Annotated in this window: 26 protein-coding genes; 15 read left to right on the top strand and 11 right to left on the bottom strand. The window is 71.8% G+C overall.

Translation table 11 applies throughout. The features are described from left to right. Window positions 1-36: 36 nt before the first annotated feature. Together ACZ592_RS13470 and ACZ592_RS13465 are read right to left on the bottom strand one after the other, a co-directional pair. Window positions 37-2,358 carry an ATP-binding cassette domain-containing protein gene (locus ACZ592_RS13470; RefSeq protein WP_471581668.1) on the bottom strand — a complete coding sequence of 774 codons (2,322 nt, stop codon included), beginning with the start codon at window positions 2,356-2,358 and terminating at the stop codon, window positions 37-39. A 10-nt stretch (window positions 2,359-2,368) separates the two neighbouring features. Continuing rightward, window positions 2,369-4,012, bottom strand: coding sequence for an ABC-F family ATP-binding cassette domain-containing protein (locus ACZ592_RS13465; RefSeq protein ID WP_471581667.1), 1,644 nt, complete (start codon window positions 4,010-4,012; stop codon window positions 2,369-2,371). 319 nt (window positions 4,013-4,331) lie between these two features. Here ACZ592_RS13465 and ACZ592_RS13460 point away from each other — a divergent pair, with 319 nt between their 5' ends. Then, on the top strand, window positions 4,332-5,021 hold the full coding sequence (locus tag ACZ592_RS13460) for a GOLPH3/VPS74 family protein (RefSeq protein ID WP_471581666.1): 690 nt from the start codon (window positions 4,332-4,334) through the stop codon (window positions 5,019-5,021). A gap of 112 nt (window positions 5,022-5,133) precedes the next feature. On the opposite strand, the gene ssgD is transcribed toward ACZ592_RS13460, so the two are convergent. Next, window positions 5,134-5,550, bottom strand: coding sequence for a spore wall synthesis regulator SsgD (ssgD, locus tag ACZ592_RS13455; protein ID WP_471581665.1), 417 nt, complete (start codon window positions 5,548-5,550; stop codon window positions 5,134-5,136). Between the two features lie 212 nt (window positions 5,551-5,762). Between ssgD and ACZ592_RS13450 the strand changes: the two genes are divergently transcribed. Next, entirely contained in the window at window positions 5,763-6,890 is a 1,128-nt protein-coding gene (locus ACZ592_RS13450) for a WD40/YVTN/BNR-like repeat-containing protein (protein ID WP_471581664.1), read from the top strand. Window positions 6,891-6,924: 34 nt separating this feature from the next. Here ACZ592_RS13450 and ACZ592_RS13445 read toward each other — a convergent pair whose 3' ends face one another. From ACZ592_RS13445 to ACZ592_RS13435, 3 genes are all read right to left on the bottom strand, one after another. Then, a complete protein-coding gene (locus ACZ592_RS13445; RefSeq protein ID WP_471581663.1) occupies window positions 6,925-7,224 on the bottom strand; it encodes a YciI family protein in 300 nt (99 codons plus the stop codon). Window positions 7,225-7,262: 38 nt separating this feature from the next. Next, on the bottom strand, window positions 7,263-7,709 hold the full coding sequence (locus tag ACZ592_RS13440) for a GNAT family N-acetyltransferase (RefSeq protein WP_471581662.1): 447 nt from the start codon (window positions 7,707-7,709) through the stop codon (window positions 7,263-7,265). An 83-nt stretch (window positions 7,710-7,792) separates the two neighbouring features. After that, window positions 7,793-8,206 carry an ATP-binding protein gene (locus ACZ592_RS13435; protein WP_471581661.1) on the bottom strand — a complete coding sequence of 138 codons (414 nt, stop codon included), beginning with the start codon at window positions 8,204-8,206 and terminating at the stop codon, window positions 7,793-7,795. A 233-nt stretch (window positions 8,207-8,439) separates the two neighbouring features. Between ACZ592_RS13435 and ACZ592_RS13430 the strand changes: the two genes are divergently transcribed. Then, on the top strand, window positions 8,440-9,291 hold the full coding sequence (locus tag ACZ592_RS13430; protein WP_471581660.1) for an RNA polymerase sigma factor SigF: 852 nt from the start codon (window positions 8,440-8,442) through the stop codon (window positions 9,289-9,291). 20 nt (window positions 9,292-9,311) lie between these two features. On the opposite strand, the gene ACZ592_RS13425 is transcribed toward ACZ592_RS13430, so the two are convergent. After that, the gene (locus tag ACZ592_RS13425) at window positions 9,312-10,523 is read right to left on the bottom strand and encodes a PP2C family protein-serine/threonine phosphatase (protein WP_471581659.1); all 1,212 of its coding nucleotides are present in this window, start codon (window positions 10,521-10,523) and stop codon (window positions 9,312-9,314) included. A gap of 137 nt (window positions 10,524-10,660) precedes the next feature. Here ACZ592_RS13425 and ACZ592_RS13420 point away from each other — a divergent pair, with 137 nt between their 5' ends. The 6 genes from ACZ592_RS13420 (at window position 10,661) to ACZ592_RS13395 (ending at window position 15,510) form a co-directional block, all read left to right on the top strand. Further along, the gene (locus ACZ592_RS13420; protein ID WP_471581658.1) at window positions 10,661-11,161 is read left to right on the top strand and encodes a MarR family winged helix-turn-helix transcriptional regulator; all 501 of its coding nucleotides are present in this window, start codon (window positions 10,661-10,663) and stop codon (window positions 11,159-11,161) included. A gap of 292 nt (window positions 11,162-11,453) precedes the next feature. After that, a complete protein-coding gene (locus ACZ592_RS13415) occupies window positions 11,454-12,335 on the top strand; it encodes an STAS domain-containing protein (protein ID WP_471581657.1) in 882 nt (293 codons plus the stop codon). After that, the gene (locus ACZ592_RS13410) at window positions 12,332-12,739 is read left to right on the top strand and encodes an STAS domain-containing protein (RefSeq protein WP_471581656.1); all 408 of its coding nucleotides are present in this window, start codon (window positions 12,332-12,334) and stop codon (window positions 12,737-12,739) included. The genes ACZ592_RS13415 and ACZ592_RS13410 overlap by 4 nt, the downstream gene beginning before the upstream one ends. Further along, entirely contained in the window at window positions 12,723-13,199 is a 477-nt protein-coding gene (locus ACZ592_RS13405; protein WP_471581655.1) for an anti-sigma regulatory factor, read from the top strand. Before ACZ592_RS13410 ends, ACZ592_RS13405 begins: the two co-directional genes overlap by 17 nt. Then, a complete protein-coding gene (locus ACZ592_RS13400) occupies window positions 13,196-14,200 on the top strand; it encodes a SpoIIE family protein phosphatase (protein ID WP_471581654.1) in 1,005 nt (334 codons plus the stop codon). The genes ACZ592_RS13405 and ACZ592_RS13400 overlap by 4 nt, the downstream gene beginning before the upstream one ends. Then, window positions 14,197-15,510, top strand: coding sequence for a PP2C family protein-serine/threonine phosphatase (locus tag ACZ592_RS13395; RefSeq protein ID WP_471581653.1), 1,314 nt, complete (start codon window positions 14,197-14,199; stop codon window positions 15,508-15,510). Before ACZ592_RS13400 ends, ACZ592_RS13395 begins: the two co-directional genes overlap by 4 nt. On the opposite strand, the gene ACZ592_RS13390 is transcribed toward ACZ592_RS13395, so the two are convergent. Both ACZ592_RS13390 and ACZ592_RS13385 read right to left on the bottom strand, forming a co-directional pair. Beyond that, window positions 15,507-16,946 (bottom strand): flotillin family protein, encoded by a 1,440-nt coding sequence (locus ACZ592_RS13390; RefSeq protein WP_471581652.1) that lies wholly within the window; start codon window positions 16,944-16,946, stop codon window positions 15,507-15,509. The two genes, ACZ592_RS13395 and ACZ592_RS13390, sit on opposite strands and share 4 nt — an antisense overlap. 85 nt (window positions 16,947-17,031) lie before the next feature. Then, entirely contained in the window at window positions 17,032-17,547 is a 516-nt protein-coding gene (locus tag ACZ592_RS13385; RefSeq protein ID WP_471581651.1) for a hypothetical protein, read from the bottom strand. A gap of 171 nt (window positions 17,548-17,718) precedes the next feature. Here ACZ592_RS13385 and ACZ592_RS13380 point away from each other — a divergent pair, with 171 nt between their 5' ends. Continuing rightward, entirely contained in the window at window positions 17,719-18,411 is a 693-nt protein-coding gene (locus tag ACZ592_RS13380; protein ID WP_471581650.1) for an endonuclease V, read from the top strand. 146 nt (window positions 18,412-18,557) lie between these two features. Next, a complete protein-coding gene (locus ACZ592_RS13375) occupies window positions 18,558-20,003 on the top strand; it encodes a glyceraldehyde-3-phosphate dehydrogenase (protein WP_471581649.1) in 1,446 nt (481 codons plus the stop codon). Window positions 20,004-20,064: 61 nt separating this feature from the next. On the opposite strand, the gene ACZ592_RS13370 is transcribed toward ACZ592_RS13375, so the two are convergent. Beyond that, on the bottom strand, window positions 20,065-21,276 hold the full coding sequence (locus tag ACZ592_RS13370; RefSeq protein WP_471581648.1) for a saccharopine dehydrogenase family protein: 1,212 nt from the start codon (window positions 21,274-21,276) through the stop codon (window positions 20,065-20,067). Between the two features lie 116 nt (window positions 21,277-21,392). After that, on the bottom strand, window positions 21,393-21,842 hold the full coding sequence (locus ACZ592_RS13365; protein ID WP_471581647.1) for a 2-thiouracil desulfurase family protein: 450 nt from the start codon (window positions 21,840-21,842) through the stop codon (window positions 21,393-21,395). Window positions 21,843-21,987: 145 nt separating this feature from the next. Between ACZ592_RS13365 and ACZ592_RS13360 the strand changes: the two genes are divergently transcribed. Genes ACZ592_RS13360 through ACZ592_RS13345 form a run of 4 tightly spaced genes read left to right on the top strand, consistent with a single transcriptional unit; the run spans window position 21,988 to window position 26,638 of the window. After that, a complete protein-coding gene (locus ACZ592_RS13360) occupies window positions 21,988-23,196 on the top strand; it encodes a CaiB/BaiF CoA transferase family protein (protein WP_471581646.1) in 1,209 nt (402 codons plus the stop codon). Continuing rightward, window positions 23,196-24,221 carry an LLM class F420-dependent oxidoreductase gene (locus tag ACZ592_RS13355; protein ID WP_471581645.1) on the top strand — a complete coding sequence of 342 codons (1,026 nt, stop codon included), beginning with the start codon at window positions 23,196-23,198 and terminating at the stop codon, window positions 24,219-24,221. Before ACZ592_RS13360 ends, ACZ592_RS13355 begins: the two co-directional genes overlap by 1 nt. Window positions 24,222-24,246: 25 nt before the next feature. Beyond that, window positions 24,247-25,389, top strand: a complete 1,143-nt coding sequence (locus tag ACZ592_RS13350) for an acyl-CoA dehydrogenase family protein (RefSeq protein WP_471581644.1) — start codon at window positions 24,247-24,249, stop codon at window positions 25,387-25,389. 34 nt (window positions 25,390-25,423) lie between these two features. Continuing rightward, window positions 25,424-26,638, top strand: a complete 1,215-nt coding sequence (locus ACZ592_RS13345) for an acetyl-CoA C-acetyltransferase (protein ID WP_471581643.1) — start codon at window positions 25,424-25,426, stop codon at window positions 26,636-26,638. The last annotated feature ends 26 nt before the right edge of the window (window positions 26,639-26,664 follow it).

Genomic DNA, 26,664 nt, shown 5'->3' with positions numbered 1-26,664 from the left:
CCGGCTCTCCTCACGTGGGCGGGACAGTGCCGCACATCATGCAGCGCGCGACCGCCCCTCGCCCAGAGCGCCTCTCAGGTGCTCCGCAGTGAAGGACCCCTCGGCCCGCAGGAGCTGCGCGGGCGTTCCCTCGAACACGATCCGCCCGCCGTGCTTGCCGCCGTCGGGTCCCAGGTCGATCACCCAGTCCGCGTGCTTGACGACGTCGAGGTTGTGCTCGACGACGAGCACCGTGTTGCCCGCGTCGACCAGCCGGTCGAGCATCGCGAGCAGCCCGTCGACGTCCGCCATGTGCAGTCCGGTGGTCGGCTCGTCCAGGACGTACGTCGCGCCCGTGCGATGCAACTGCGTGGCCAGCTTGATCCGCTGGCGCTCGCCGCCGGAGAGCGTGCTCAGCGGACGGCCGAGCGTGAGGTAGGTCAGGCCCACGTCCCGCAGGGCCCCCAGCCGCCTGCGTACCGCCGTGTCGTCGAAGCGCTCGAAGAAGTCCAGGGCGTCGCCGGCGGTCATCTCCAGCACGTCCACGACGGATCGGCCGTCCACGGTCAGCCGCAGCACCTCGTCCTTGAAGCGGCGCCCCTCGCACTCCTGGCACGTCGTGGTCACCGGATCCATGAACGCGAGGTCGCTGAAGATGATCCCGCGCCCCTGGCAGCCCTCGCACGCGCCGTGGGAGTTGAAGCTGAACAGGCTCGCCCGCGCGCCGGCCTCCCGCGCGAACAGCTTGCGCACGGTGTCCATGATCCCGAGGTACGTCGCCGGGGTGGAGCGGCCCGAGATGCCGATGGACGACTGGTCCACGACCACGGCGTCCGGGTGCGCCGCGGTGAACGCCTTCGCCACCAGCGTGCTCTTGCCGGACCCCGCCACGCCGGTGACCGCCGTGAGCACCCCGGTCGGCACCCGCACGCTGACGTTCTTGAGGTTGTGCAGGTCCGCGTCCTTGATCCAGTGGCCGCCGGTCGCCTCGCGCGGCTGCTCCTTGATGCCGGTGGCGCGGCGCAGGTGGCGGCCGGTGAGGGTGTCTGCCCGGCGCAGCTGTTGCGGTGTGCCCTCGAAGACGACGAGGCCGCCGTCGACGCCGGCCGCCGGGCCCATGTCGACGACGTGGTCGGCGATCGCGATCACGTCCGGGTCGTGCTCGACGACCAGCACGGTGTTGCCCTTGTCGCGCAGCCGGAGCAGGAGATCATTCAGCCGCCCCACGTCCCGCGGGTGCAGCCCGACGCTCGGCTCGTCGAAGATGTACGTCATGCCGGTGAGGCTTGAGCCGAGGTGGCGCACCATCTTCAGGCGCTGCCCCTCGCCGCCGGAGAGCGTGGACGTCTCGCGGTCCAGGCTCAGATAGCCGAGGCCGATCGCCTCGACCCGCTCCAGGGCCGCCACGGCCGCCCGGGCGATCGGGGCCGCCACGTCGTCGGCGCCGTCGCCGTCGTCGGCGAGGCGTGCCAGTTCCCGGATGAGGTCGGTGACCTCCATGCGGGTGCACTCCGTGATGCCCAGGCCGTTGACGCGGGTGGCGCGCGCCGCCGGGTTGAGGCGGGCCCCGTGACAGGCCGGGCAGGCGCCTTCGCGCAGGAAGCCCTGGACCAGGTCGCGGGTCTTCTGGGCGAGTGTGGAGAGGTCGCGGTTGAGGTAGAGCCGCTCGAAGCGGTCGGCGAGCCCTTCGTAGTCGATGTCCCGGGCGCCGCCCGTGTTGTCGACCTTGACCTTCGTCCTGCGCCCGCCGCCGCGCAGCAGGAAGTCCCGCTCGGCGGCGGTGAATGCACCGACCGGCTTGTGCGTGTCCAGGTGGGTGGTGTTGGTGTACGTCTGGCCCTGCCAGGTCCCCGCGGCGAACGGCGGGAAGAGGATCGCGCCGTCCGCCAGGGACCTGGCGGGGTCGAGGATGCGGTCGTAGTCGGGCCGCACCGTACGGCCGAGGCCGTGGCACTCGGGGCACATGCCCGAAGGGTCGTTGAACGAGTAGGCCGTCGCCGGGCCCGCGCTCGGCGTGCCGTGCCGGGAGAACAGCACGCGGATCACCGAGTAGATGTCCGTCATCGTGCCCACGGTGGAGCGGGAGTGGCCGCCGATCGGCTTCTGGTCGACGACGATCGCGGGGGAGAGCTCCTCGATGGCGTCCGCGTGCGGCCGCTCGTACTTCGGCAGCCGGTTGCGGACGAACCAGGTGAAGGTCTCGTTCAGCTGGCGCTGCGACTCGACCGCGATCGTGTCGAAGACGACCGACGACTTCCCGGACCCGGACACCCCCGTGAAGACCGTGAGACGGCCCTTGGGGATGCGCAGGTTCACTTCCCTGAGGTTGTTCTCACGGGCTCCGGTGATGGCGATGTGGTCGTGCGTGTCCTGGTGCATACATCCGAAGCTAGGCGGAATACCCGACAGCCTCTGTCTTCTTTTCCTGGGTGATCTCCTTCAGCTCTCCGTCCAGGAGCAGCCACCGCGTGATGCCGATGGACTCCAGGAACGGCAGGTCGTGACTGGCCACGATCAGCGCGCCCTGGTACGACTCCAGAGCCGTCGAGAGCTGCTTCACGCTCGCCATGTCGAGGTTGTTCGTCGGCTCGTCGAGCATGAGCAGCTGCGGCGCGGGCTCCGCGAGCAGCAGCGCCGCGAGTGCCGCCCGGAACCGCTCGCCGCCCGACAGGGTCGCCGCCGGCTGGTCGGCCTTCGCGCCCTTGAACAGGAACCGTGCCAGGCGTGCTCTGATGCGGTTCCTCGTCGCTTCGGGAGCGTACGCCGCCACGTTGTCGGCGACGCTCAGCTCGCCGTCCAGCACGTCGAGGCGCTGCGGCAGGAACCGCATCGGGACGTGCGCCCGCGCCTCGCCGGAGACCGCGTCCAGCTCACCGGCGACGGTGCGCAGGAGCGTGGTCTTGCCCGCGCCGTTGCGCCCGATCAGGGCGATCCGCTCGGGGCCGCGCAGCTCGAACTCGCCCTGCACGCTCGCTCCGTAGTGCAGCTGGAGATCGCTGAGGGTGAGCACGGTACGCCCCGGGTGGACCAGGGTGCGCGGCAGGTCGACGCGGATCTCGTCGTCGTCCCGCACCGCCTCCACGGCGTCGTCCAGGCGCTCCTTGGCCTCGGCGAGCTTCTCCTCGTGCATGATCCGGTGCTTGCCGGCCGACTCCTGTGCGGCCCGCTTGCGCGCCCCCATCAGGATCTTCGGCTGGCTCCTGCTGTCCTGGATCTTCTGGCCGTACCGCTTGCGGCGGGCCAGCTTGACCTGGGCGTCGGCCAGGTCGCGCTTCTGCTTGCGCAGGTCGGACTCGGCGACGCGCACCATGCGCTCGGCGGCCTCCTGCTCGGTGGCGAGGGCCTCCTCGTACGCGCTGTAGTTGCCGCCGTACCAACTGACCTCCCCGTCCCGCAGATCCGCGATCTGGTCGACCAGATCGAGGAGTTCACGGTCGTGGCTGACCACGACCAGGACGCCCGACCAGGCCTCCACGGCCGCGTACAGGCGCCGACGGGCGTACAGGTCGAGGTTGTTGGTCGGTTCGTCGAGCAGGAGCACGTCGGGCCGGCGCAGCAGCAGTGCGGCCAGCCGCAGCAGTACCGACTCGCCGCCCGACACCTCGCCCGTGGTGCGGTCGAGGCCGATGTGGCCGAGGCCGAGCTGGTCGAGGGTGGCGACGGCGCGCTCCTCGACGTCCCAGTCGTCGCCGACCGTGGTGAAATGGCCCTCGTCCACGTCGCCCGCCTCGATGGCGTGCAGCGCGGCGCGGGTCGCGGCGATGCCGAGCACGTCGTCGACGCGCAGGCCGGTGTCCAGGGTGACGTTCTGCGGCAGGTAGCCGACCTCCCCGGCGACCTTGACGGCACCTTCGGTGGGTGTCAGCTCACCGCCGATCAGCTTCAACAGGGTTGACTTTCCTGACCCGTTGACGCCGATGAGCCCGGTCCTGCCGGGCCCGAAGGCGACCTGGAGGCCGTGGAAGACGTCTGTGCCGTCGGCCCAGGCGAAGGAGAGCGACGTGCAGGTGATGGAGGTGGGGGAAGGAGACATGCGGGCCTCGCGGTTGCGTGGTGTGAAGCGTGGTCAGGGGCAACGCGTTCGAGACACCGCGGCGGTGATGAGGCCGGAGAACGAGAAACGGCCTGTGCCGGGGGACGGGACGGCTCGGATGCCGAGGTCGCACACGACGTGCACGGCAGCGAAAGCTGCGTGACGCGGTGTCTCATGACCTCAGACGAGCAACGTCCTACTCCTATCGACGGCAACAGAACCTTTTACACCGTAGGAGGCTCCTCGGGGTGTGTCAATGTTTTATGAACCGCATGACCCCGAGTCCCCCTGATCCGATCACCCCTGAGGAGGAGGCGCCGTGCACTACGGAACGCTGCCCCTGCCCGCCAGGCTCTTCCTGCTGGCATGGCACCCGGACAAGGGACGGTTCACCGGCGGGCCCGATCTCCACCTCGCCGTCCGCGCCGGTGCCCTCGTCGAACTGGCCCGGCGCGGCGTCCTCGTCGAGGCGGACGGCATCGTCACCCCGGTCGTCGGCGCGCGCACCGGTGACCTGACGCTCGACACCCTGGCCGAGCTCGTCGAGCAGTCCCGGCCGCGCAAGTGGCGCGGCTGGATGACGCACCGCTCGCGCACCACGCTGAACACGGTGCGCGACGACCTGACGGCACACGGGTACCTGCGACGGGGGCACCGGCGCGTCCTCGGGATCTTCCCCGCCCGCACCTGGGAGCTGGAGCGCACCGGATACGCCGAGGTGCTGCGCGCGGACGCACGAGCCGTGCTGCGCGGCCCGCGGCCGGTCGACGAGGTCAGTGAGGGCGACGCGGCCCTGGTGGTCTGCGCGGCCACCGGCAAGCTGCGCCCGGTCGTCACGGGCAAGGACCGCAGGCGGTACAAGGACCGGCTTGAAGAGCTGACCGACCGCAGCGGCGGCGCCTCGCCGGAGCTGCGGGCGCTGATGCACCACCTCCGCAAGGCGCTGGCCTCGGCCGTGGCGTCCGCCGAGATGGCACGGTCGAACGGTGGCGGTGGCGGCGGGGGGTGAGGGGCCGCTCAGCGTGCCGGTGGGGCCGGTGGGGCCGGGGGAGGCGTACGGATCGCACGCAGGGGCTTCGGGGGCGCGAGGGGGCGGCGGGACCGGGGGAGACCGGCCGGGTTCAACAGGCGTCGCGCATCAGCTCGGCCAGGTCCCCGTCCAGGTCGACATGGCGGTGCTCCTGGCCGGCCGGCACCAGCACCGTCGTGCTGTGCAGGAAGCGGCGGAGATCGCCGGTGCGGATGTGGACGATCGCGGTGCCTTCGGGGGCGTGGAACTCGACGACGGTGCGGTCGAATCCGTACGGGCGCACACGCACGTCGCCGTGGCCCACCGCGCGCTCCACACCCTGGCTGAGCAGTTCGCGGGCGAACGTCCAGTAGACCTCGATGCCCTCCAGGGTCGCGGGCGCGGGGAAGCTCATCCGGACGGCGAAGGGGTCCCGCGGGTCGTAGTGGAGGCGGGCGGGAATGGTCGGCATCCGCGGCGCGGCGGCGACGAGGCGGGCCTCTACGGCTTGCTCGATGACGGTGGACAACGCCTGCTCCCTCACTGACTGCTGGACGACTGGGGTCGGCACTTGGATAGACGACGGAATGACGAGATCCGTGCACATGGAGCGGGGTGAGACCGAGTGACCTCTGTCACCGCGACACCGTTCCCGGGCCCGCGGTTCCCGGCTACCGCCCCACGGGGGAGGCCTTCAGGCCATCTGGACGAGGCCCCGCGCGTCGGCTAGCTTCGCCCGCCATGAGGGGCATGGGGAAGACGAAGTCGATGAGGCGCACGGTACTGGCGGGACTCTGCGGGGCGGCGCTCGCCGGGACCCTCCTGGGGGCGCAGGGCACCGCGCTGGCGGACGGGCGGGGCAGCCACCCGGGCGGGGGCGACCACCCGGACCGGGGCCTGAGCTGGCAGCTCAAGGACAGCGGCACGGACGCCCGCTTCCGCGGCCTCGCCGCCGTCAGCCGTGACACGGCCTGGGCGGCGGGCACCCGGGGAACCGTGCTGCGTACGTCGGACGGCGGCAAGACCTGGCGCGAAGTCTCCCCGCCCGGCGCCGCCGATCTGGAGTTCCGCGACATCGAGGCCTTCGACGGACGCCGTGCCGTCGTGCTCGCCATCGGCGAGGGCGAGGCGTCCCGGGTGCTGCGCACCGAGGACGGCGGGGCGACCTGGACGGAGTCCTTCCGCAACACCGACGCCAAGGCGTTCTACGACTGCATGACCTTCTTCGACCGCCGCCACGGCCTGGCGATGAGCGACCCCGTCGACGGCAAGTACCGCATCCTGTCCACCGCCGACGGCGGCCGCTCCTGGAAGGTCCTGCCGAGCGCGGGCATGCCCGCCGCGCAGGAGGGCGAGGCGGGCTTCGCGGCGAGCGGCCAGTGCCTGGTGAGCTCCGGTCCCCGTGACGTGTGGCTGGCGACCGGGGGAGCGGCACGCGCGCGTGTCCTGCACTCCGCCGACCGGGGACTGACCTGGACGGCCACCGACGCGCCGATCCCGGCGGGCGACCCGGCCCGCGGCGTCTTCGGCCTCGCCTTCCGCGACCGCACGCACGGCCTCGCGGTCGGCGGCGACTACCGCGCCGAGCAGCCCTCGCCGCGGGCCGCGGCCGTGACCGGGGACGGCGGTCGCGGCTGGGACCCGGCAGGGCGCCCGCCGCCCGCCTACCGGTCGGGCGTGGCCTGGTACCCGTACAGCCGCACCACGGCCCTCGCGGTCGGCCCGACGGGCACCGACGTCACCACGGACGGCGGCCGGAGCTGGCGCACGGTCGACACCGGGTCGTACGACACCGTGGACTGCGCCGGGGACCGGGGCTGCTGGGCGGCGGGCGAGAAGGGGCGGATCGCCCGCCTGGAACGGAGCTGACCGCGCCCCCGGCAGGGCAGGTCCTGCGGCGGCCCTAGGCGGGCAGCTGCTCGCGGTACGCGGCGAGGTCCGGTGCCGTCTTCGTCGCGTAGAACTCGGTGACGCGGTACTCGCACACCCCGGCGACGGTGAACGGGTCGGTGGCGACGAGCTCCTCGATGCGCGCCCGGTCGTCCGCGACGGCGATGATGACGCCGCCGTCGCGCGGGTTCTTGCGGCCCGATGCGATGAAGACACCGGACTCGTACTGCGCGTCCAGCCAGCCGACGTGGGCTTCGAGCTGCTCGTCGACGGCGGAGACCGGCGCCGTGTAGGTCAATTCGAGAATGAACATGATCGCGAGGCTACCCGGCGGCCGGGAATCGCCTGAGGTCAGGCGGCCGCTCCCGGCGCGCGCACCATGAAGACGTCCACCGGGTCCTCGCTCTCCACCGCGAACCCGTGCCGCTCGTACAGCCGACGGGCGGCACTGCCCCGGAGCACGTCGAGCCGGACGGTGGCGCCCTCGGCGTCGGTCCGTTCCAGGAGCGCGCCGAGGACCGCGGAGCCGAGGCCCCGCCCCTGGGCCTCGGGCGCCACATAGAAGTGCTCCAGCCACCGGCCGTCCGCCGCGGGCCGCAGCGTGACGCATCCGGTGAAGACGCCGTCGGTCTCGATCACCGAGGTGTGCTCCGCGGCGAAGGAGTCCCGCAGCCGCCGGCGCACCCGCTGCGGATCGAACCGGCCGAGCCGCTCCAGATCGGCGCGCAGCACCGTGGCCCGCAGCTCGGCGATGGTCTCGATGTCCGCCGTCCGCGCGGAACGCAGTGCCCAACCCATGATCGGAGTATCGCCGCCCGGGCCGTCGGACCGGCTGCCGGGGGCACCTTCGTGGGGTGTCGCGCGCCCGGCCGTGGCGGGAGCTACCTCGCGAGCTCCGCCCGGATGGTCTTGCTGGTGGCGTCCAGGGTGACACTCACGGCCGTGGCCAGCTGCTGGACCATCGGCCAGCCGAATCCGCCGGTGCCGCCCTCGAGGTCGGGGGCGCGCTCGCGGGGCGGTCGGGGGTCCGCGTCGGAGACGGCGATCGTGATGCCGTGGGGCTGCGCCTGCAGCTGGAGGGAGCACAGGGCTCCGCGTGCGTGGCGTACCACGTTGGTGATGAGCTCGGAGACGACGAGTTCGACGGTCGCGGCGGTCTGCTCGCCGACGGCCGGGCTGAGCCGGGCGACGAAGTCACGGGTCAGGTCCCGTGCGTCGGTGACCGATTCGGGCCTTTTGTCGAAGGTGGCCGTCTTCGGCGGTGCGGTCTCGATCGGTGCGTGCTGTGTCCGCATCAGCCTCCTCCTTCATCGGGATGGCCTTACCAGGTGATGGCCGTACGAGTGGATCTCTTGCCCGAAAATGGCGGGTTCAACGCTCTTGTCGTGGAGGCGATCCGTCGGCGGAACGAACACCGCAGGAAATCGGGGGAGTTGCGGGATCCGGCGACATGAAGTGATCACTTCGGGGTACACGCGGTGAACCGGCGCCAAGGGGATCTGCTGAGCCGGCCGACGAGGAGGGCGTGATGACGATGGTGAGCGCAACGACGCGGACCGGGGCCGGGAGCACGCGGCTGCCGGAGGTCACGGCCCCGCAGGCCTTGGCTCCCCAGGACGCCCGGGACCTGTCGAGGACGTTCTTCGGCCGCCTCGCCGCGCTGGAGGAAGGCACGGCCGAGTACCAGTACGCGCGCAACACGCTCATCGAGATGAACATGTCCCTGGTCCGCTACGCGGCCGGACGCTTCCGGCACCGCTCCGACGAGATGGAAGACATCGTCCAGGTCGGCATGATCGGACTGATCAAGGCCATCGACCGTTTCGAATTGTCGCGCGACACCCAGTTCGCCACGTTCGCGGTGCCCTACATCGTCGGCGAGATCAAGCGCTTCTTCCGCGACACCTCCTGGGCCGTCCACGTGCCGCGCCGCCTCCAGGAGGCCCGGGTGGAGCTGGCCAAGGCCAAGGAGGAGCTCAGCACCAGGCTCGGCCGCGCCCCGCGGGTCGCGGAGCTGGCCGCCCTGATGGACCTCTCCGAGCGCGAGGTCGTCGAGGCCCAGGTCGCCTCGAACGGCTACAGCTCCACGTCCCTGGACGCGGCCGTCCACGGCGACCCCGACGAGGGCGAGTCGCCGCTCGCCGACTTCATAGGGGAGGAAGACCCGGCCCTGGAGCTCGTGGAGGACTTCCACGCCCTGGCGCCCCTGATCGCCGAACTCGCCGAGCGCGACCGGCACATACTTCAGCTGCGGTTCGTCGACGAGCTGACCCAGGCGCAGATCGGCGAACGCCTCGGCGTCTCGCAGATGCACGTCTCGCGCCTGCTGGCCCGCACGCTGGAACGCCTGCGCGCGGGCATGCTCCACCCGGCCGGCTGACCCCGGGGCGGGCGCGGACCTCAGGGGCGCCCCCGCCAGTCGAGGCAGACGATCATGGCGTCGTCGTCGGCGTCGATCGGGCCGCGGTAGCCGGCGAGTTCCTGGAGCATCGCGCGCGGGACCTGCGAGGGCGGCAGGAGACGGGTGCTGGTCATCGCCCGGGTGAGCGCACGCTCGCTGTAGCGCTCGCCCGTCGGCGACGCCACGTCGTAGACGCCGTCGCTGACGAACAGGAGCCGGTCGCCGGGACTGACGTGGAAGCGCTCCGCCGTGTACGGCGTGTCCTCGGACATGCCGAGCGGAAGCTGCGCGTCCAGCTCGACGGGCTCGGCCCTGCCCTCGCGCAGCCGCCACATCTTCGGCGAGCCCGCGTCGATGACCTCCGTCTCCCCGGTGGTGAGGTCGAAGCGCAGGAGCAGCGTGGAGAGGTGCAGCGCGCCCTGGTGGTGGCCGTAGACGGCCTGGTCGGCCAGGCAGGCCTGATCGGCGAGGGAGAGCCCGGCGCGGCGGGCGTTGCGCAGCGCGGTGACGGCCAGATTGGTCAGCAGGGCGGCCTGGATGCCCTCGGCCATGCCGTTGGTGACGGTGAGGGTCAGATGGTCGGCCGACGAGGACCAGTCGAAGTTGTCGCCGTGGATGGCGTAGGCCGGTTCGAGCTGTGCCCCGATGTCGTACTCGGGCCGGGAGCAGGACCGCCCGGGCAGCAGCTGCCACTGCATCTCGGCGGCGAGGGTGAGCCGGTCGGCCCGCCGGGCCTGGAGGTAGAGGTCCGTGTCGCGTTCCGCCACGACGATCTCGTGCCCGAGCACCTCCGCCACGTCGGCGAGCTCGCGCACGGTGGCGTCGTCGCAGTCCCGGGAGGCCAGGCGTACGGTCAGCACGCCGAGGCGGTCGCCGCGCACGCTCACCGGGAGATGGACGGCGACCAGACGCCGGCCGTCGGTACCCTCGGCGCTTTCGGTGCTGTCGGCGCTCCCCGGGGGGTCCTCGTTCTCGACGCGCGGTTCCTGGTGCCCGAAGGCGTGGCCGGGCGCGCCCGAGTGGACCGGCACGGAGCGTGCGGTGTGCGGAAGGGTGTTGACCGGTTGGAGTATGGTCGTCGCGTAATCGGCCATGAGCAGGTCGACCGAGCGGGCTGTGTAGTGGACGGCGAGTGCGTCCTGCACTGTTTCGAGAAGAGCGTGCGGTGCGGAGCTGCGCAGAGCACGCTCCACAGCCGTGAATCTGTCCACCTGTCGAGTACCACCTGTTCCGGTCCGGGACGAATGTTTCGGGACGAATGTTTCGGGACGAGAGTGCGAGAAGGAGCCGTCGGCCTGCCATGCCTCAGCGACTGACAGGGCCCTTGCGAAGTGTCACAGTTGAGGGCATGGAGTCCGAAGCATCCGTCGGGGGCGACCGGGATGCGGCCGCGCTCGCTGCCAGGGAAGTCATCGAACTGCTCGAGGTGCTCTGGGGCAGAGGCAGAGACCTCGCGTCACCGGCGCCGGTGTCGTCGTCGCAGCTGAGGGTGTTGTTCGCCCTGGACGGCGCCGAGGGGATCAACCTCCGCACGCTCGGTGAGCACTTGGGGGCGGCGCCGTCTTCGGTGAGTCGTATGTGTGACCGCCTTCATGCCCTGGGCTTCATCGAGCGGTCCCTCAGTTCAGCCAGCCGCCGTGAGCTCGAACTGCGCTTGTCGAGCCGGGGAGAAAATTACCTCAAGGATCTGCGCGCCCGCCGGGAAAGGGCCCTGCTCGAAGCCATCTCGGCCATGCGGCCCGTCGAACGCGCCGCCCTCCTGAAGGGCTTGAGCGGTTTCCACCGTGCGGTGGAGGGTGCCGAGCTCCGGCGGGGCCCTGCGGACGACCGCGCGGCGGAGCCTGCCTGACCCGCGGCCCTGATCCGGGGTGCGGCCCGCCCGAGCGGTCGGCCCGGTGAAGTTCGCCGGATGACAAGGGTTTACGTTCGGCCCACCCAGGTACATGCAGACGGTCGTGAAGGTCCGGTCCGGCAGCTGTGACGTTTGGGTGAACTGCCTGGCACGGCCGGTGCGACAGACGGGTGAGACTTGCAAGGGTGCTGGTGGGCCGGGCACTTGATGTGCCGTGACCTCCGGCCTCGGAAGATCGTGCGCCTCGGCTAACATTTGCCGCACGGCAACAATTGCTAAGGTGGGTGGAATGAACACCAGTGAGTCCGAGGCCCGGTTGCGCGTCAGCTCCGCCCTGCGTGAGCAAGGGGAGAAGGTGGCTGACCGGTGGGTGCAGCTCCAGTCGGAGCGGGCGGTCCTTGAGACCGGCATCACCGAGGCCGAACTGAACGAGGAAGCCGACTCCTTGGTCGAGACACTGCTCGCCGGCCTGGAGACCGACCATCCGGTGCAGGACGTCGTGGCATCGCACCCCGGCCTCCGGCAGGCCGTCACGGACCTGTCGCTGCGGCGCGCCAGAGGAGGGGCCACGCCCACGGCCACCTCGCTGGCCGTGCTGGCGCTGAAGGAAGCGCTGCTGGAAGCCGTGCAGCAGGAGACGCGTGACGTCACCGCGCTCTACCATGCGGCACTGTTCATCAACCGCCTCCTCGACACCGCGGGCGCCCTCTCCTTCGAGGTCTACGTCGAGGGCCGCGAGGAGATCATCCGGCGCCAGAGCCGCCAGCTGCTCGAAGTGTCCACACCGGTGGTGCGGATCTGGGACCGGGTGCTGGCCGTCCCGCTGATCGGCACGCTGGACACCACCCGTACCCAGGTGGTGATGGAGAACCTCCTGGAAGCCATCGAGCGGGACGAGGCCCAGGTCGCCATCATCGACATCACGGGTGTGCCCACGGTGGACACCGCGGTGGCGCACCACCTCATGCAGACGGTCAACGCCGTACGGCTGATGGGCGCCGACTGTGTGATCAGCGGCATCCGGCCGCCGATCGCCCAGATCATCGCCCAGCTCGGCATCGACCTGTCCGCCATCCTCACGCGCACCACGCTGGCCGACGCCCTCGCCGCCGCCATCCCGCTGCTCACGGACCAGACGGTCCACCGGGCCTCACTCGCGGACACGCGGTGAACGGCCACTTGAGCGGCGTACCGATCCTGCGACTCGGTGACGTGCTGGTCACCGGCCTGCTCAACGAGCTCGACGACAAGTCGGCGATCGCCTTCACCGAGGAACTGACGGAGCGCATCGTCGGCGACCGGGCCCGCGCCATCCTCATCGACATCTCCCGCCTGGAGATCATCGACTCGTTCGTCGCGCGCACCCTGATGGAACTGACGACCACGGCTCGGCTGTTGGGGGCGCGGGTCATAGTGGCCGGTATGCGACCGGCCGTCGCGATCACTCTGGTGGAACTGGGGCTGCAGCTGTCCGGTGTGGAGACCACGCTCAACGCGGAGCAGGGAATGATCGCGCTGGGTTGGCAGCCGGCCCCCCGACCCCCAAAGGGGGGGCCCGTTGTCCCTCTACGGTGATCTCGAAGAAACGACCGCCCGCCCCGTACCCGCTCCCGGCCTCCCGGAGAGCGACGGCGTCCGGGTCGAACACGCCATCCGCGCGGAGGAGGACCTGCTCGAGGTGCGGCACGCGGTACGGGAGGCGACCCTGCGGGTCGGCTTCGGCCTCGTGGACCAGACCCGCATCGTCACGGCCGCCAGCGAGCTCGCCCGCAACGCCTATGTGCACGGCGGCGGGGGCGCCATCACCCTGGAGACCGTCCAGCGGGGCGGCCGCCGGGGGCTGCGGCTCTCGGTGAGCGACCAGGGCCCTGGCATCGCCGACATCGACCAGGCACTCAAGGACGGGTACACCACCGGTGCCGGGCTGGGGCACGGCCTGGGCGGCGCACGCCGCCTCATGGACGAGTTCCAGGTGCGGTCCGCCCCGGGCCGGGGCACGACCGTCACCGCCCTGCGCTGGAACGGACCACGGTGAACACCGCCACCGCGGCCCGCACTCTGCACATCGCCATAGACCACCCCAGCGCCGTGCAGAGCGCGGCCGACCACGCCCGCTCGCTCGCCCGCGAGATGCCCGGCGCGCTGCCCCACCAGGCCGCCGTGCTCGCCAGCGAGTTGGCCAGCAACATCGTCAAGCACGCCAGGAACGGGGCCCTGTTCGTCCAGCACTCGCCGCTCGACGGCGGCCTGGACGTCATCGCCGTCGACAGCGGCCCCGGTATGCCCGACATCGACCTGAGCCTCAAGGACGGGTACAGCACCACCCGGACGATGGGCGCGGGGCTGGGTGCCGCGCGCCGGATCGCCACGGAGTTCGTCATCCGCTCCGAGGCGGGACTCGGCACACTCGTGCACGCCCGCCTCGCGGGACCCGACGGGCCCCGCGCCCCCGCCGTTCTCGGAGCGCTGTGTCTGCCCGCCCACGGCGAGGACGCCAGCGGCGACGGGTACGCGCTCGCGGAACACGACGGCGTCCGTACCGTGCTCGTGATCGACGGCCTGGGCCACGGACCCGAGGCGGCCACGGCCGCCCAGCGCGCCGAACGCACCTTCCTGACCCACCCAGGCGCCCCCCTGGCGGAGATCCTCACCTCGCTGCACAAGGCCCTGCGGCACACGCGCGGCGCCGCCGCGGCCGCCCTGCGCATCAACGCGGGACGCGCCGAGTTCTGCGGGATCGGCAACGTCCGCGCCGCGATCCTGTCCCCCCGGGGCATCCAGCACCAGTTCACCGGCCAGCCCGGCATCGTCGGGTACACCCTCCCCACGCCACGGAGCCGGTTCGTGGACCTCTCCGACCACCCCACCGCGGTCCTGTACACCGACGGGATCGACCACCGGTGGACGCACGCCCCCACCACCGCGCGCCTCACGCTGCCTCCGGTACTGCTGGCGGCCTCCCTCGCCCACAGCCACCGTCGCCGGCGCGACGACGCCACCGTTCTGGCCCTCGGCCCCCACCTGGGAATCAGATGACCCGCGAAACCTTCCGTACGCTCACGGCCCTGCGGCACACCGTACGGAGCATCGCCCTGGGACACCGGCTGCCGGCCGACGACCGGGCCCGACTCGTCCTGTCGTTGAGCGAGGTGGCCGCTTCGGCCCTCGGCGGCGGCCGTCCCGTCACCCTGCTCAGCCGGCGCGAGACGGACGAGGACGGCGCCCACCAGCTGACCCTCGCCCTGCGCCTGCCGCGCCAGAGCACCGGCCCCGGGGTGGCGACCGACCGGCTGCCGCTGCGCGCGCGGACCCAGGACGACGGCACGGTGGTGTGGAACCTTCCCCTGCCGGCCACCGGCCCGCACGCGCACGCCTGCGCTTCCGCGGGAGGACAGGCGGCGAGCCGGCCGGCGGCGACCCCCGCGGCGGCGGTGCAGGGCGGCGAGGCCGACATCGCCCTCCTGGAGGAGGAGCTGCGGGCGGCACTGGCCCGCGCCGACACGCTGGCCGACGAACACCGCAGGCTCAAGCACGAACTGGCCGAGACGAACAGCGGGGTCCTCGCGCTCTACGTACAGCTGGAGGAGCGCGACGAGCAGCTGCGCACCGCGCACGGCCGCACCCTGCGCGCCCTGGAGGACGCGCTGCGCCCCAGGCCGCTGCACGTCGACGGCCTGGAACTCGCCGTGCACTACGCGCCGGCCAGCGACGAGGCGCCCACCGGCGGAGACCTGTACGACTGGTTCACGCTGCCGGACGGCACCGTCCACATCACGGTCGTCGACGCTCTCGGGCACGGGATAACGAGTACGCGCACCGCGCTGACCGTCACCCACGCGGTACGGACCCTCGCGCTCGAAGGCCACCCGCTGGAGAGCATCGTGGCCCGGACCGACGGGATCCTCGCGCCGTTCGACCAGAGCGTCATGGCCACCCTGCTGCTCGCCCGCCTCGACCCCGCCGACGGGAAGCTCACTCTGGCCAACGGGAGCCACCCGCCGGCCTTGGTCGCCCGTCCCGACGGGAGCGCGAGCTACCTGGAGGCGCGGGGGCGCGGCATCGGGTTCCCGCTGCCCGGCAGCGAACGCGTCGTGACGGCGCAGCTGGCGGACGACGACGTGCTGCTCCTCTACACGGACGGCCTCACCGAGAGCCGACGGGACCCCTGCGAGGGCGAGTTCAGGCTCAAGGACGCCATGTGCCGCCACCAGGCACGGCCGACCGAGCAGATCCCCGGCCTGGTGGCCGCGGACCTGCTCACCGACGTGCTCCACCAGGACGACACCCTGGCGATCGCGGTGCGGCGCACCGGCCAGTCGGGGCCGGTCGAGGCTGGGCGGGGCTAGTCGCGCACGTCGATCCGGCCGTTGACGGCTGCCGGAGCCGTGTCCGCCGCCGGGGCGGTGGCCGACGGTTTGCCCCCGGTGATGCCCTTCAGGAGCTCGGCGAGGTCGACTCCCGTGGTGGAATTGAGGAGTTCCATGCCCTGGGCGACGTTGTCGGCGACCGTGCGGGACAGCTGGCTCGCGCCGTCCGTCGAGATCACGGTCATCTTGTCCACCGCGCTGAGCGGCTCGGACGCCTTGGCGACCACGCTCGGCAGCACCTCGACGAGCATCTGCAGGACGGCGGCGTCGCCGTACTGCGCGAACGCGTCGGCCTTCTTGCGCATCGCCTCCGCCTCCGCGGCACCCCGCGCACCGATCGAGGCGGCCTCGGCCTCACCCTCCAGGCGTACGGCGTCGGCGAGCGCGGCACGCTGCGCCTTCTCGCCCTCACCGGTCAGACGCGCCCGCTCCGCGTCGGCCTCGGCCTGCTTGACCAGGCCGATCCTGCGGGCCTCCGCCTCCTGCTCCGCCCGGTAGCGCGCGGCGTCGGCCGGCTTGCGGACCTGGGTGTCCAACTCGCTGTCGGTGAGCGCGGCCTGACGCTTGGCGACCTTCTCCTGCTCGGTGAGCACGTCCTGCTGCCGTGCGGCCTCGGCGAGGGGGCCCGCCGCGCTCGCGCGCGCCGCGGCCTCGTCCGTCTCGGCCTTGATCTCGGCCTGCTTGAGGTTGAAGGTCCGCTGGGCGACCGCGATCTCCTCCTCGGCCTTCAGCCGCGCCTGCTCGGCGGCGCGCCGCGCCACCGCCTCGGCGATGTCCGCCTCCTGCTTGGCGCGGGCGGCCTCCGGGCGTCCCAGGTCCTCCAGGTAGGAGCCCTCGGTGGTGATGTCCTGGATCTGGAAGGCGTCGAGGACCAGGCCCTGGCCGGAGAGGCTGGCCTCGGCCTCCTCGGCGACCTGCCCGGCGAACGCGGCACGGTCGCGGATGATGTCCTCGACGGACATGCGCCCCACGATGGAGCGCAGCGCGCCGGAAAGCACCTCCTGGGTGAAGCCGACGATGCCGTCCTGCTGGACCAGGAACCGCTGGGCCGCGGCCCGTATCGAGTCCTCGGTGCCGCCGACCTTCACGATGGCGACGCCTTCGAGGTTCGCCTTCACCCCGCGCAGCGTGACCGCGCCGCGCACGGCGATCGGGATGTGCCGCGAGGACAGGTCGAGGGTGAACTTCTGCTGGACGAACGGGACGACGAAGACGCCCCCGCCGACCACGACCTTCTGGCCGCTGTTGTCGGTCATGACCCGGCCGGTGTCCGGGTCGGTGGACTTCTTGCCGCGCCGCCCGGTCACGATGAAGGCCTCGCTGGGCCCCGCGACCTTGTAGCGCGTGATGACGACGAGCGCCAACAGGACGAGGAGTACGACGACTCCGACGACGGCGGTCAGGACTGGACTCATGGTGCATTCCCCCCTGCCACCCGGGGACGGCAGATCGGTTACATGACGTGGGGTGGTCGACGTGCGGACGGCGTCCCGCGCGCGCTCAGCGCTCGACGGGGCGCACCGCCACCGAGGTCGGCGACAAGGCCGCGTCGACCCAGACCTCGGTCCCCCGCGCGACGGCGACGGAGCTGCGGGCCGCGTACTTCACGGGCTGGCCCGCGAGGCGCAGCAGCACCTCGCCGTAGCCGTCGGCCGGGATCGCCGTGACCACGGCGCCCGCGGTGCCCACCAGGTCGTCGCCGCGCGGTGTGCGGGCGGTCTGATCGCGCATCAGGGCGCGGGTGAGCTTCCACGTGGCCCAGCCCGCCGCGGTGCCCGCGCAGGCTCCCGCGGCCGTGGCGGGGCCGGCGCCGAGCCCGGTCGTGCCGAGCACGAGCGCCCCGCCGAAGCCCAGCATGGACACGAACCCGGCGACGACCGGCAGGGAGAGGAGCCCGTCGAAGAGCCCGTCCAGCGCGCCCGCCCCGCCGAAGAGTCCTTCGAGGACTCCGTCGAGGACGAGTGAGAGCGCCAGCAGCACGATCCCCGCGATGCCGAGACCCAGAAAGACCGTCATCGGATCACTTCCCCCGTCCTGCCGTCCACCCCGTTACGGGCTGATGGTGACACGGTGCGCGTACGCCGGTCATTGCCGTATCCCGGCAATCTTTACGCGTCCTTGACGCAGGTGGGCGGGGCCGGACGGGAGGCCGGTCGGCGATGCGCGCCAACTAGGCTGCCCCGCACTATGACCAGCTACGCGATGCCCTCCGACTGGCCCACCGACGAACCGACGGCGCGCGCCGTCCAGGACGAGCTGCGCACCCGCGTGGTCCTCGGCGAAGCGGGCCCGCCGCCCGGCACCGGACACGTGAGCGGAGTGGACGTCGCCTACGACGACGAGCGGGACATCGTCGCCGCTGCCGTCGTCGTCCTGGACGCCGCGACGCTGGAGGTGGTGGAGGAGGCGACGGCCGTCGGCACGGTGACCTTCCCCTATGTGCCGGGCCTGCTGGCCTTCCGCGAGATCCCGACGGTCCTCGCCGCGCTCGCCGGGCTGCGCTCCGACCCCGGCCTCGTCGTCTGCGACGGGTACGGCATCGCGCACCCGCGCCGCTTCGGCCTGGCCAGCCACCTCGGCGTCCTGACCGGCCTGGCGACGGCGGGCGTCGCCAAGAACCCGTTCACCTTCGCGCACCAGGCCCCGGCCGAGCCGCGGGGGAGTGCGTCGCCGCTCCTGGACGGCGCGGAGGAGGTGGGCCGTGCCCTGCGCACCCGCGAGGGCGTGAAGCCGGTCTTCGTCTCGGCGGGCCACCGGGTGAGCCTGGACAACGCGTGCGCGCACGTCCTGCGGCTGATACCCCGCTACCGCCTGCCGGAGTCGACGCGGCGCGCGGACGCCCTGTGCCGCTCGGCCCTGCAGGAGGCGAGCCGGATCTGACCGGGCCGGCGGGAGCGGGGCGCGGCGGGGGCGGGCCCGGTGGGAGCCTGCGGTTCCAAGGTCAGCCGGGCGTACGGCACCGGGTTGAAAGATCAAATGAGGGGCGGGTTAGCATATGAGCGCCGCCTAGCTCGAAAGATACTCCTGTGACTGTCAATGACGACTCGTTCACCAACTGGAAGAACCGCGAGGAGATCGCGGAGTCGATGATCCCCGTCATCGGGAAGCTGCACCGCGAGCGGGACGTCACGGTCCTGCTGCACAGCCGCTCCTTGGTGAACAAGTCGGTGGTCAGCATCCTGAAGACGCACCGGTTCGCCCGGCAGATCGCGGGCGATGAGCTCTCGGTCACCGACACGCTGCCGTTCCTGCAGGCCCTCACCACGCTCGACCTCGGCCCGTCGCAGATCGACCTCGGCATGCTCGCCGCGCTGTACAAGAGCGACGACCGGGGCCTGACGGTCGAGGCGTTCACCGCCGAGGCCGTCGCGGGCGCCACGGGTGACAACAAGATCGAGTGCCGCGAGGGGCGCGACGTCGTCCTCTACGGCTTCGGCCGCATCGGCCGCCTCGTCGCCCGCCTGCTCATCGAGAAGGCCGGTTCCGGCAACGGACTGCGCCTGCGCGCCGTCGTCGTGCGCCGGGGCGGCGAGCAGGACATCGTGAAGCGCGCCTCGCTGCTGCGCCGCGATTCCATCCACGGGCAGTTCCAGGGCACGATCACCGTCGACGAGGCGAACAGCACGATCGTCGCCAACGGCAACGAGATCAAGGTGATCTACGCCAACGACCCCTCGGAGGTCGACTACACGGCGTACGGCATCAAGGACGCCATCCTCATCGACAACACCGGCAAGTGGCGCGACCGCGAGGGGCTCTCCCAGCACCTGCGCCCCGGTATCGACAAGGTCGTCCTGACGGCGCCGGGCAAGGGTGACGTCCCGAACATCGTGCACGGCGTCAACCACGACACGATCAAGCCGGACGAGCAGATCCTGTCCTGCGCCTCCTGCACCACCAACGCGATCGTGCCGCCGCTCAAGGCGATGGCGGACGAGTACGGCGTCGTGCGCGGCCACGTGGAGACCGTCCACTCGTTCACCAACGACCAGAACCTCCTGGACAACTACCACAAGGCCGACCGCCGCGGCCGTTCCGCGCCGCTCAACATGGTCATCACCGAGACCGGTGCCGCCTCCGCCGTCGCCAAGGCGCTGCCCGACCTCAAGGCGCCCATCACCGGCAGCTCGATCCGCGTGCCGGTGCCGGACGTCTCGATCGCGATCCTGAGCCTGCGGCTCGGGCGCGAGACCGACCGCGAGGAAGTCCTCGACTACCTGCGCAACGTGTCGCTGACCTCGCCGCTCAAGCGGCAGATCGACTTCACCAGCGCGCCCGACGCGGTCTCGAACGACTTCATCGGCTCGCGGCACGCCTCCATCGTCGACGCCGGCGCCACCAAGGTCGACGGCGACAACGCGATCCTCTACCTCTGGTACGACAACGAGTTCGGCTACTCGTGCCAGGTCATCCGGGTCGTCCAGTACGTCTCCGGAGTGGAGTACCCGACCTACCCGGTGCCGGTGGTCTGAATCTTCGCTTCCCGGTGAGTGCCCCGCACGAGGTGTGCGGGGCACTTCGCCGTCCCGACCCCTAGCGCACCGAGGCGACGCGGAACGAGATGCCCGTGGCGCGCAGCCGTTCGAGCAGCGCGTCGCCCATCGCCGCTGCCGTGGTGACCTGTCCGGCCGTCGGCGGCAGGTCGTCCAGCGCGAGGCACAGCGCCGACTCGCCGAGCATCCGCGCCGTCTCGTCGTACCCGGGGTCCCCGCCGGAGACCTCGGTGAACACCCGCTTCCCGCCGCCCTCGCCGACGAACCGCACCGAGAACCACGACGAGGCCCGGCGCGCCCGGCTCGGCCCGTCGCCGGGCTTGAGCCGCCCGGACAACCAGCGTCGCGCGGGCGGCAGTTGCGCGGCCGCCACCAGCGTGCCGACGGCGAGCGAGCCGCCGAGCGCGACCGGCAGCGTCTTCACGGCCGCGTAGTGCCGGTACCGGAAGTCCGGCCCGTACCGCTCAAGGGCGCGTGCCGAGCGCTGCACCACCTGCGGGTCGATCGTGGGCAGCGGCAGCGCCCACGCGCCGACCTCGCCCGCGTACCGGGGCGTGCCCGGCGGGGCGTACGCCTTGCGGTCCACCAGGCGCGGCTCGTACCGCCGCCGGTCCCGCGCGGCGGCCAGCATCTGCGGGCCCCGGCCGAACTGGTTCAGCGCCGAGGCGAAGGTCCCGCCGGAGAACCGCGCCCCCACCGTGACGAACCCGTCGACGCGCAGCGGCACCCCTTCGGGCAACTGCCGCACGGTGAAGTAGGCGCCCAGGTCGTGCGGGACGGAGTCGAAGCCGCAGGAGTGCACGAGGCGCGCCCCGGTCTCCCGCGCGCGGGCGTCGTGCCGCACGTACATGAGGTCGACGAACTCCGGCTCCCCCGTCAGGTCCACGTAGTCCGTGCCCGCCTCGGCGCAGGCGGCGACCAGTTCCTGTCCGTACGTCAGGTAGGGGCCGACGGTGGAGGCGACCACGCGTGCGTGGTTGGCCATGTCCCGCAGGGAGGCGGGGTCCGCCACATCGGCGCGGACCAGCGGGAGCTCCGCGCACGCCGGGTTGAGGGCGGCGAGCCGTTCGCGCAGCGCGGCAAGCTTCGCGGTGTCGCGCCCCGCGAGGGCCCATCGCACCTCTTCGGGGGCGTGCGCCGCGAGGTGTTCCGCGGTCAGTTCCCCGACGAAGCCCGTCGCTCCGAAGAGCACGATGTCGTACGCGCGATCACTGTTCTTGCTGGTGCGGCTCTTGCTGTCACGACCGGTCATGGCACCTCTCCGTCGTACGCCCGGGGCGGTTGTGGGTGGCCGAGGCTAGCGTGCGCGCAGGGGGCCGCGATCAGGAGGTACCCGTGGCCGTCCCGTTTGCGTCCCGAAAGGCCGGTTCACACGCCCGGTGCCGTGCGGACCGTGATGCCGTGCCGTTCGAGGAGCGCCGCCGTGACCCCGTCGCCCGCCACCAGCGCACCGCCGAACGACCCGTCGTACACCGCCCCGCGCCCGCACGAGGGGCTGCGCGGCATCAGCAGTGCCTCGGTGCACCCGCCGTGCCGGGCCGCGGCCAGCGCCCGCCGCGCCCCGTCGACGAACTGGGCGGTCACGTCCCTGCCGGTGTCCTCGACCACCCGCGCGGTGCCGTCCAGGACGGCGTTCCCGTCGCCCCCGACGAGTTCGGCGGGGCGGCGCGGCGTCGGCAGGCCACCGGCGGCCTCGGGGCAGAACGACACGACCGCGCGGCCCGCCACCGCCTCGTCCAGCTCCGGCGATGCCTTGTCGCGGCCGTCGTAGCGGCACGGAACTCCCCGGAGACACGCGCTGACCAGTACGGAATCCATGCCGTCAGGCTAGGCGCCGCACGGCCGGTGACCGGCGGCGGCCCAGAATTGCCTAAGCGCTTGCTCGCCAGGGGCTTGTGCGCAGTGGAACACGTTCTTAGCATCACTGGTGTTACATCAGTTGTGTCATAGTGCTGGGGGCTCAATGGCAGTGCCAGGCAAGGGCGTTCAAGGACCACTCGCCGGAGTGCGCGTGGTGGAGCTGGCGGGCATCGGTCCCGGCCCGTTCGCGGCCATGCTGCTGGCCGATCTCGGCGCCGACGTCGTACGCGTCGACCGCCCCGGCGGCAGCGGTCTCGCGATCAATCCCGAGTACGACGTGACCAACCGCAACAAGCGTTCCGTCGTCGTCGACCTGAAGGCGGACGACGGCCCGGCCCGCGTCCTGGACCTCGTCGAGCGCGCGGACGTCCTCATCGAGGGCTACCGGCCGGGCGTGGCCGAGCGCCTGGGCGTCGGCCCCGAAGCCGCCCACGCCCGCAACCCGAAGCTCGTCTACGGCCGGATGACCGGCTGGGGCCAGGAGGGGCCGCTCGCCCAGCGGGCCGGCCACGACATCGCGTACATCGCCATCACCGGCACCCTCGGCATGATCGGCAACCCCGACGAGCCGCCCGCGATTCCCGCGAACCTCGTGGGCGACTACGCGGGCGGCTCGCTCTATCTCGTCGTCGGTATCCTTGCGGCGCTGCACCACGCGCGCGTGCACGGTGCCGGGCAGGTCGTGGACGCCGCGATCGTCGACGGCGCGGCCCACCTCTCCACGATGATCCACGGCATGCTCGCGGCCGGCGGCTGGCAGGACCGCCGCGGCGCCAACCTCCTCGACGGCGGCTGCCCCTTCTACGGCACCTACGAGACCGCCGACGGCGGCTACATGGCCGTCGGCTCCCTGGAGCAGCAGTTCTACGACGAGTTCATCGAGCTGCTCGGCCTTGCCGAGACCGCCCCCGCCCGCAAGGACCTGGCCCGCTGGGGCGAGCTGCGCACGGCCGTCGCCGCCCGCTTCAAGGAACGCACCCGCGACGAGTGGACGGCCGTCTTCGAGGACTCCGACGCGTGCGTGGCGCCCGTGCTGTCCCTGCGCGAGGCCCCCGGCCACCCGCACCTCGCCGCCCGCGGCACCTTCGTCGACCACGGCGGCATCACCCAGCCCGCCCCCGCCCCCCGCTTCTCCGCCACCCCGACGCACGTCGCCTCAGGACCCGCGCAGCCCGGCGCCGACACCGCCGACGTGGCCCGCGACTGGGACGTACCGGCCCTCGCCGCGCCGTCGCGGGGCCCCCACGAGCCCCCGGAGCAAGCAGGGCGCCCGGAGGCAGCCGGATCCCCGAAGGAAGAGGAAGACCACTGATGGAGATCTCGGCACCGCTCGCCTACGCGGCAGACCCGCGGGAGGCGGCCGACAGCGTGGCGGCCTTGGAGTCCGCGGGCCTGGACGCCGTGTGGGTCGCCGAGGCCTACGGCTTCGACTCGCCCACGATCATGGGCTATCTGGCGGCCCGCACCGAGCGCATGAAGATCGGCGCCGCCATCCTCAACGTCTACTCCCGCACCCCCGCCCTGATCGCCCAGACCGCGGCGGGCCTCGACGCGATCTCCGGCGGGCGCGCGGTCATCGGACTCGGCGCCTCGGGCCCGCAGGTCGTCGAGGGCTGGCACGGCAAGGCGTACGACAAGCCGCTCGGCCGCACCCGCGAGGTCATCGAGCTGACCCGCCGCATCCTGCGCAGGGAGGTCATCGACCACCACGGCATCACCGACATGCCGCTGCCCGCGGAGAAGGGCGGCAGGCTCGGCAAGCCCCTGAAGATCCTCACCAGGCCGGTGCGCCCCGAAGTCCCGCTGTACGTCGCCTCGCTGGGCCCCGCCAACGTCCGTATGACCGCAGAGATCGCCGACGGCTGGCTGCCCACCCTCTTCCTCCCGGAGAAGGCCCACCAGGTGTGGGGCGCAGCGCTCGCCGAAGGCAAGGAGAAGCGCGATCCGGCACTCGGCCCGTTGCGGACCGTCGCCGGGGGACTGCTGGCCATCGGCGACGACGCGGCCGCCGTACGGGACCTCGCCCGCCCCCAGATCGCCCTCTACGTAGGCGGCATGGGCGCCAAGGGGAAGAACTTCTACAACGACCTCGCGGTCGCGTACGGCTACGAGAAGGAGGCCGCGCGCATCCAGGAGCTCTATCTGGCCGGGAAGAAGAAGGAGGCCGAGGCCGCCGTCCCGGACGAGTTCTGCGAGCTCATGTCGCTGTGCGGGCCCAAGGGCTACGTGCGCGAGCGCGTCGAGGCCTTCAGGGCCGCGGGCGTCACCATGCTCAACGTCATACCCGTCGGCCCCGAGCCGGCCACATTGATCGAAACCGTCAAGGGCTGGCTCTAAAAGGGCTGCAGGAGGCCACGTACAGATGAAACGGCAGATCTTCTCCGCCGAGCACGACGCGTTCCGCGAGACCGTCCGCACCTTCCTCACCAAAGAGGTGCTCCCGCACTACGAGCAGTGGGAGAAGGACGGCATCGTCTCCCGCGAGGCATGGCTCGCGGCCGGCAAGCAGGGGCTGCTCGGCCTCGCCGTCCCCGAGGAGTACGGAGGCGGCGGGAACGCCGACTTCCGCTACTCCGCGGTCCTCGCCGAGGAGTTCACGCGCACGGGCGCGGCCGGACTCGCCGTCGGCCTGCACAACGACATCATCGGCCCCTACCTGACGTCGCTGGCCACCGAGGAGCAGAAGCGGCGCTGGCTGCCCGGGTTCTGCTCCGGCGAGCTCATCACCGCCATCGCGATGACCGAGCCCGGCGCGGGCTCCGACCTCCAGGGCATCCGCACCAGCGCCGAGGACCGCGGCGACCACTGGGTGCTCAACGGGTCCAAGACGTTCATCTCGAACGGCATCCTCGCCGACCTCGTCATCGTCGTCGCCAAGACGTCGGCCGAGGGCGGTGCCCACGGCCTGTCCCTCCTGGTCGTCGAGCGCGGCATGGAGGGCTTCGAGCGCGGCCGCAATCTCGACAAGATCGGCCAGAAGGCCCAGGACACCGCGGAGCTCTTCTTCAACGACGTCCGCGTCCCCAAGGAGAACCTGCTCGGTGAGCTCGACGGCGCCTTCATCCACCTGATGACGAACCTCGCGCAGGAGCGCATGGGCATCGCCGTCGCCGGGATCGCCGCCGCCGAGCACCTCCTGGACATCACCACGGCCTACGTCAAGGAGCGCGAGGCCTTCGGGCGGCCGCTGGCCAAGCTGCAGCACATCCGCTTCGAGATCGCGGAGATGGCGACCGAGTGCGCGGTGACCCGCACCTTCCTCGACCGGTGCATCGTCGACCACGCGAACGGGGAACTCGACGCCGTGCACGCGTCGATGGCGAAGTGGTGGGCCACCGAGCTGCAAAAGCGCGTCGCCGACCGCTGCCTGCAACTGCACGGGGGCTACGGATACATGACGGAGTACCGCGTCGCCAAGGCCTTCACCGACGGACGCATCCAGACCATCTACGGCGGCACGACCGAGATCATGAAGGAGATCATCGGCCGTTCCCTCCTCGGCTGACCCTCACCCTCCCGCACCCCCGAAAGGCTCAAGCGTGACCACCGAAGCGTACGTATACGACGCGATCCGCACCCCGCGCGGACGCGGCAAGGCCAACGGCGCCCTGCACGGCACCAAGCCGATCGACCTCGTCGTCGGCCTGATCCACGAGATCCGGACCCGCTTCCCGAACCTCGACCCGGCCGCCATCGACGACATCGTCCTCGGCGTGGTGGGCCCCGTCGGCGACCAGGGCTCCGACATCGCGCGGATCGCGGCCATCGCCGCGGGCCTGCCCGACACGGTCGCCGGTGTCCAGGAGAACCGCTTCTGCGCCTCGGGCCTCGAGGCGGTCAACCTCGCCGCCATGAAGGTCCGCTCGGGCTGGGAGGACCTGGTCCTCGCGGGTGGCGTCGAGTCGATGTCGCGGGTGCCGATGGCCTCCGACGGCGGAGCCTGGTTCAACGACCCGATGACCAACTTCGAGACCGGCTTCGCGCCGCAGGGCATCGGCGCCGACCTGATCGCCACCGTCGAGGGCTTCTCCCGGCGCGACGTCGACGAGTACGCGGCCCTCTCGCAGGAGCGCGCCGCCGCGGCCTGGAAGGACGGCCGCTTCGGGAAGTCCGTCGTGCCCGTCAAGGACCGCAACGGCCTGGTCGTCCTCGACCACGACGAGCACCTGCGCCCCGGCACCACCGCCGACTCCCTCGCGCGGCTCAAGCCGTCCTTCAAGGACATCGGCGACATGGGCGGCTTCGACGCGGTCGCGCTGCAGAAGTACCACTGGATCGAGGAGATCGACCACGTCCACCACGCGGGCAACTCCTCGGGGATCGTCGACGGCGCCTCGCTGGTCGCCGTCGGCACCAAGGAGGTCGGCGAGCGCTACGGGCTGGCCCCGCGCGCGCGGATCGTCTCCGCGGCCGTGTCGGGCTCCGAGCCGCTGATCATGCTGACCGGTCCCGCGCCCGCGACCCGCAAGGCGCTCGCCAGGGCCGGTCTCACCATCGACGACATCGACCTCGTCGAGATCAACGAGGCCTTCGCGGCCGTCGTGCTGCGCTTCGTCAAGGACATGGGCCTGTCCCTGGACAAGGTCAACGTCAACGGCGGCGCGATCGCGCTGGGCCACCCCTTGGGCGCCACCGGGGCGATGATCCTCGGCACGCTCGTGGACGAGCTGGAGCGGCGTGACCTCCGGTACGGGCTCGCGACGCTGTGTGTGGGCGGCGGTATGGGCATCGCCACGATCGTCGAGCGGCTGTAGGGCCTCGCGCCGTGGGGCCAGGGGGA

This window comes from Streptomyces sp. NPDC040622 (assembly GCF_055593965.1).
This window is presented reverse-complemented; position numbering and strand designations above follow the sequence as displayed.

Coding starts and splice junctions, on each gene's coding strand:
- ACZ592_RS13465 (WP_471581667.1), bottom strand. CDS start 4,012: ATGTCTCCTTCCCCCACCTCCATCACCTGCACGTCGCTCTCCTTCGCC.
- ACZ592_RS13445 (WP_471581663.1), bottom strand. CDS start 7,224: ATGTTCATTCTCGAATTGACCTACACGGCGCCGGTCTCCGCCGTCGAC.
- ACZ592_RS13355 (WP_471581645.1), top strand. CDS start 23,196: ATGGAGATCTCGGCACCGCTCGCCTACGCGGCAGACCCGCGGGAGGCG.
- ACZ592_RS13360 (WP_471581646.1), top strand. CDS start 21,988: ATGGCAGTGCCAGGCAAGGGCGTTCAAGGACCACTCGCCGGAGTGCGC.
- ACZ592_RS13440 (WP_471581662.1), bottom strand. CDS start 7,709: ATGGGTTGGGCACTGCGTTCCGCGCGGACGGCGGACATCGAGACCATC.
- ACZ592_RS13430 (WP_471581660.1), top strand. CDS start 8,440: ATGACGATGGTGAGCGCAACGACGCGGACCGGGGCCGGGAGCACGCGG.
- ACZ592_RS13435 (WP_471581661.1), bottom strand. CDS start 8,206: ATGCGGACACAGCACGCACCGATCGAGACCGCACCGCCGAAGACGGCC.
- ACZ592_RS13370 (WP_471581648.1), bottom strand. CDS start 21,276: ATGACCGGTCGTGACAGCAAGAGCCGCACCAGCAAGAACAGTGATCGC.
- ACZ592_RS13390 (WP_471581652.1), bottom strand. CDS start 16,946: ATGAGTCCAGTCCTGACCGCCGTCGTCGGAGTCGTCGTACTCCTCGTC.
- ACZ592_RS13385 (WP_471581651.1), bottom strand. CDS start 17,547: ATGACGGTCTTTCTGGGTCTCGGCATCGCGGGGATCGTGCTGCTGGCG.
- ACZ592_RS13450 (WP_471581664.1), top strand. CDS start 5,763: ATGAGGGGCATGGGGAAGACGAAGTCGATGAGGCGCACGGTACTGGCG.
- ACZ592_RS13415 (WP_471581657.1), top strand. CDS start 11,454: ATGAACACCAGTGAGTCCGAGGCCCGGTTGCGCGTCAGCTCCGCCCTG.
- ACZ592_RS13350 (WP_471581644.1), top strand. CDS start 24,247: ATGAAACGGCAGATCTTCTCCGCCGAGCACGACGCGTTCCGCGAGACC.
- ACZ592_RS13365 (WP_471581647.1), bottom strand. CDS start 21,842: ATGGATTCCGTACTGGTCAGCGCGTGTCTCCGGGGAGTTCCGTGCCGC.
- ACZ592_RS13380 (WP_471581650.1), top strand. CDS start 17,719: ATGACCAGCTACGCGATGCCCTCCGACTGGCCCACCGACGAACCGACG.
- ACZ592_RS13420 (WP_471581658.1), top strand. CDS start 10,661: ATGGAGTCCGAAGCATCCGTCGGGGGCGACCGGGATGCGGCCGCGCTC.
- ACZ592_RS13470 (WP_471581668.1), bottom strand. CDS start 2,358: ATGCACCAGGACACGCACGACCACATCGCCATCACCGGAGCCCGTGAG.
- ACZ592_RS13395 (WP_471581653.1), top strand. CDS start 14,197: ATGACCCGCGAAACCTTCCGTACGCTCACGGCCCTGCGGCACACCGTA.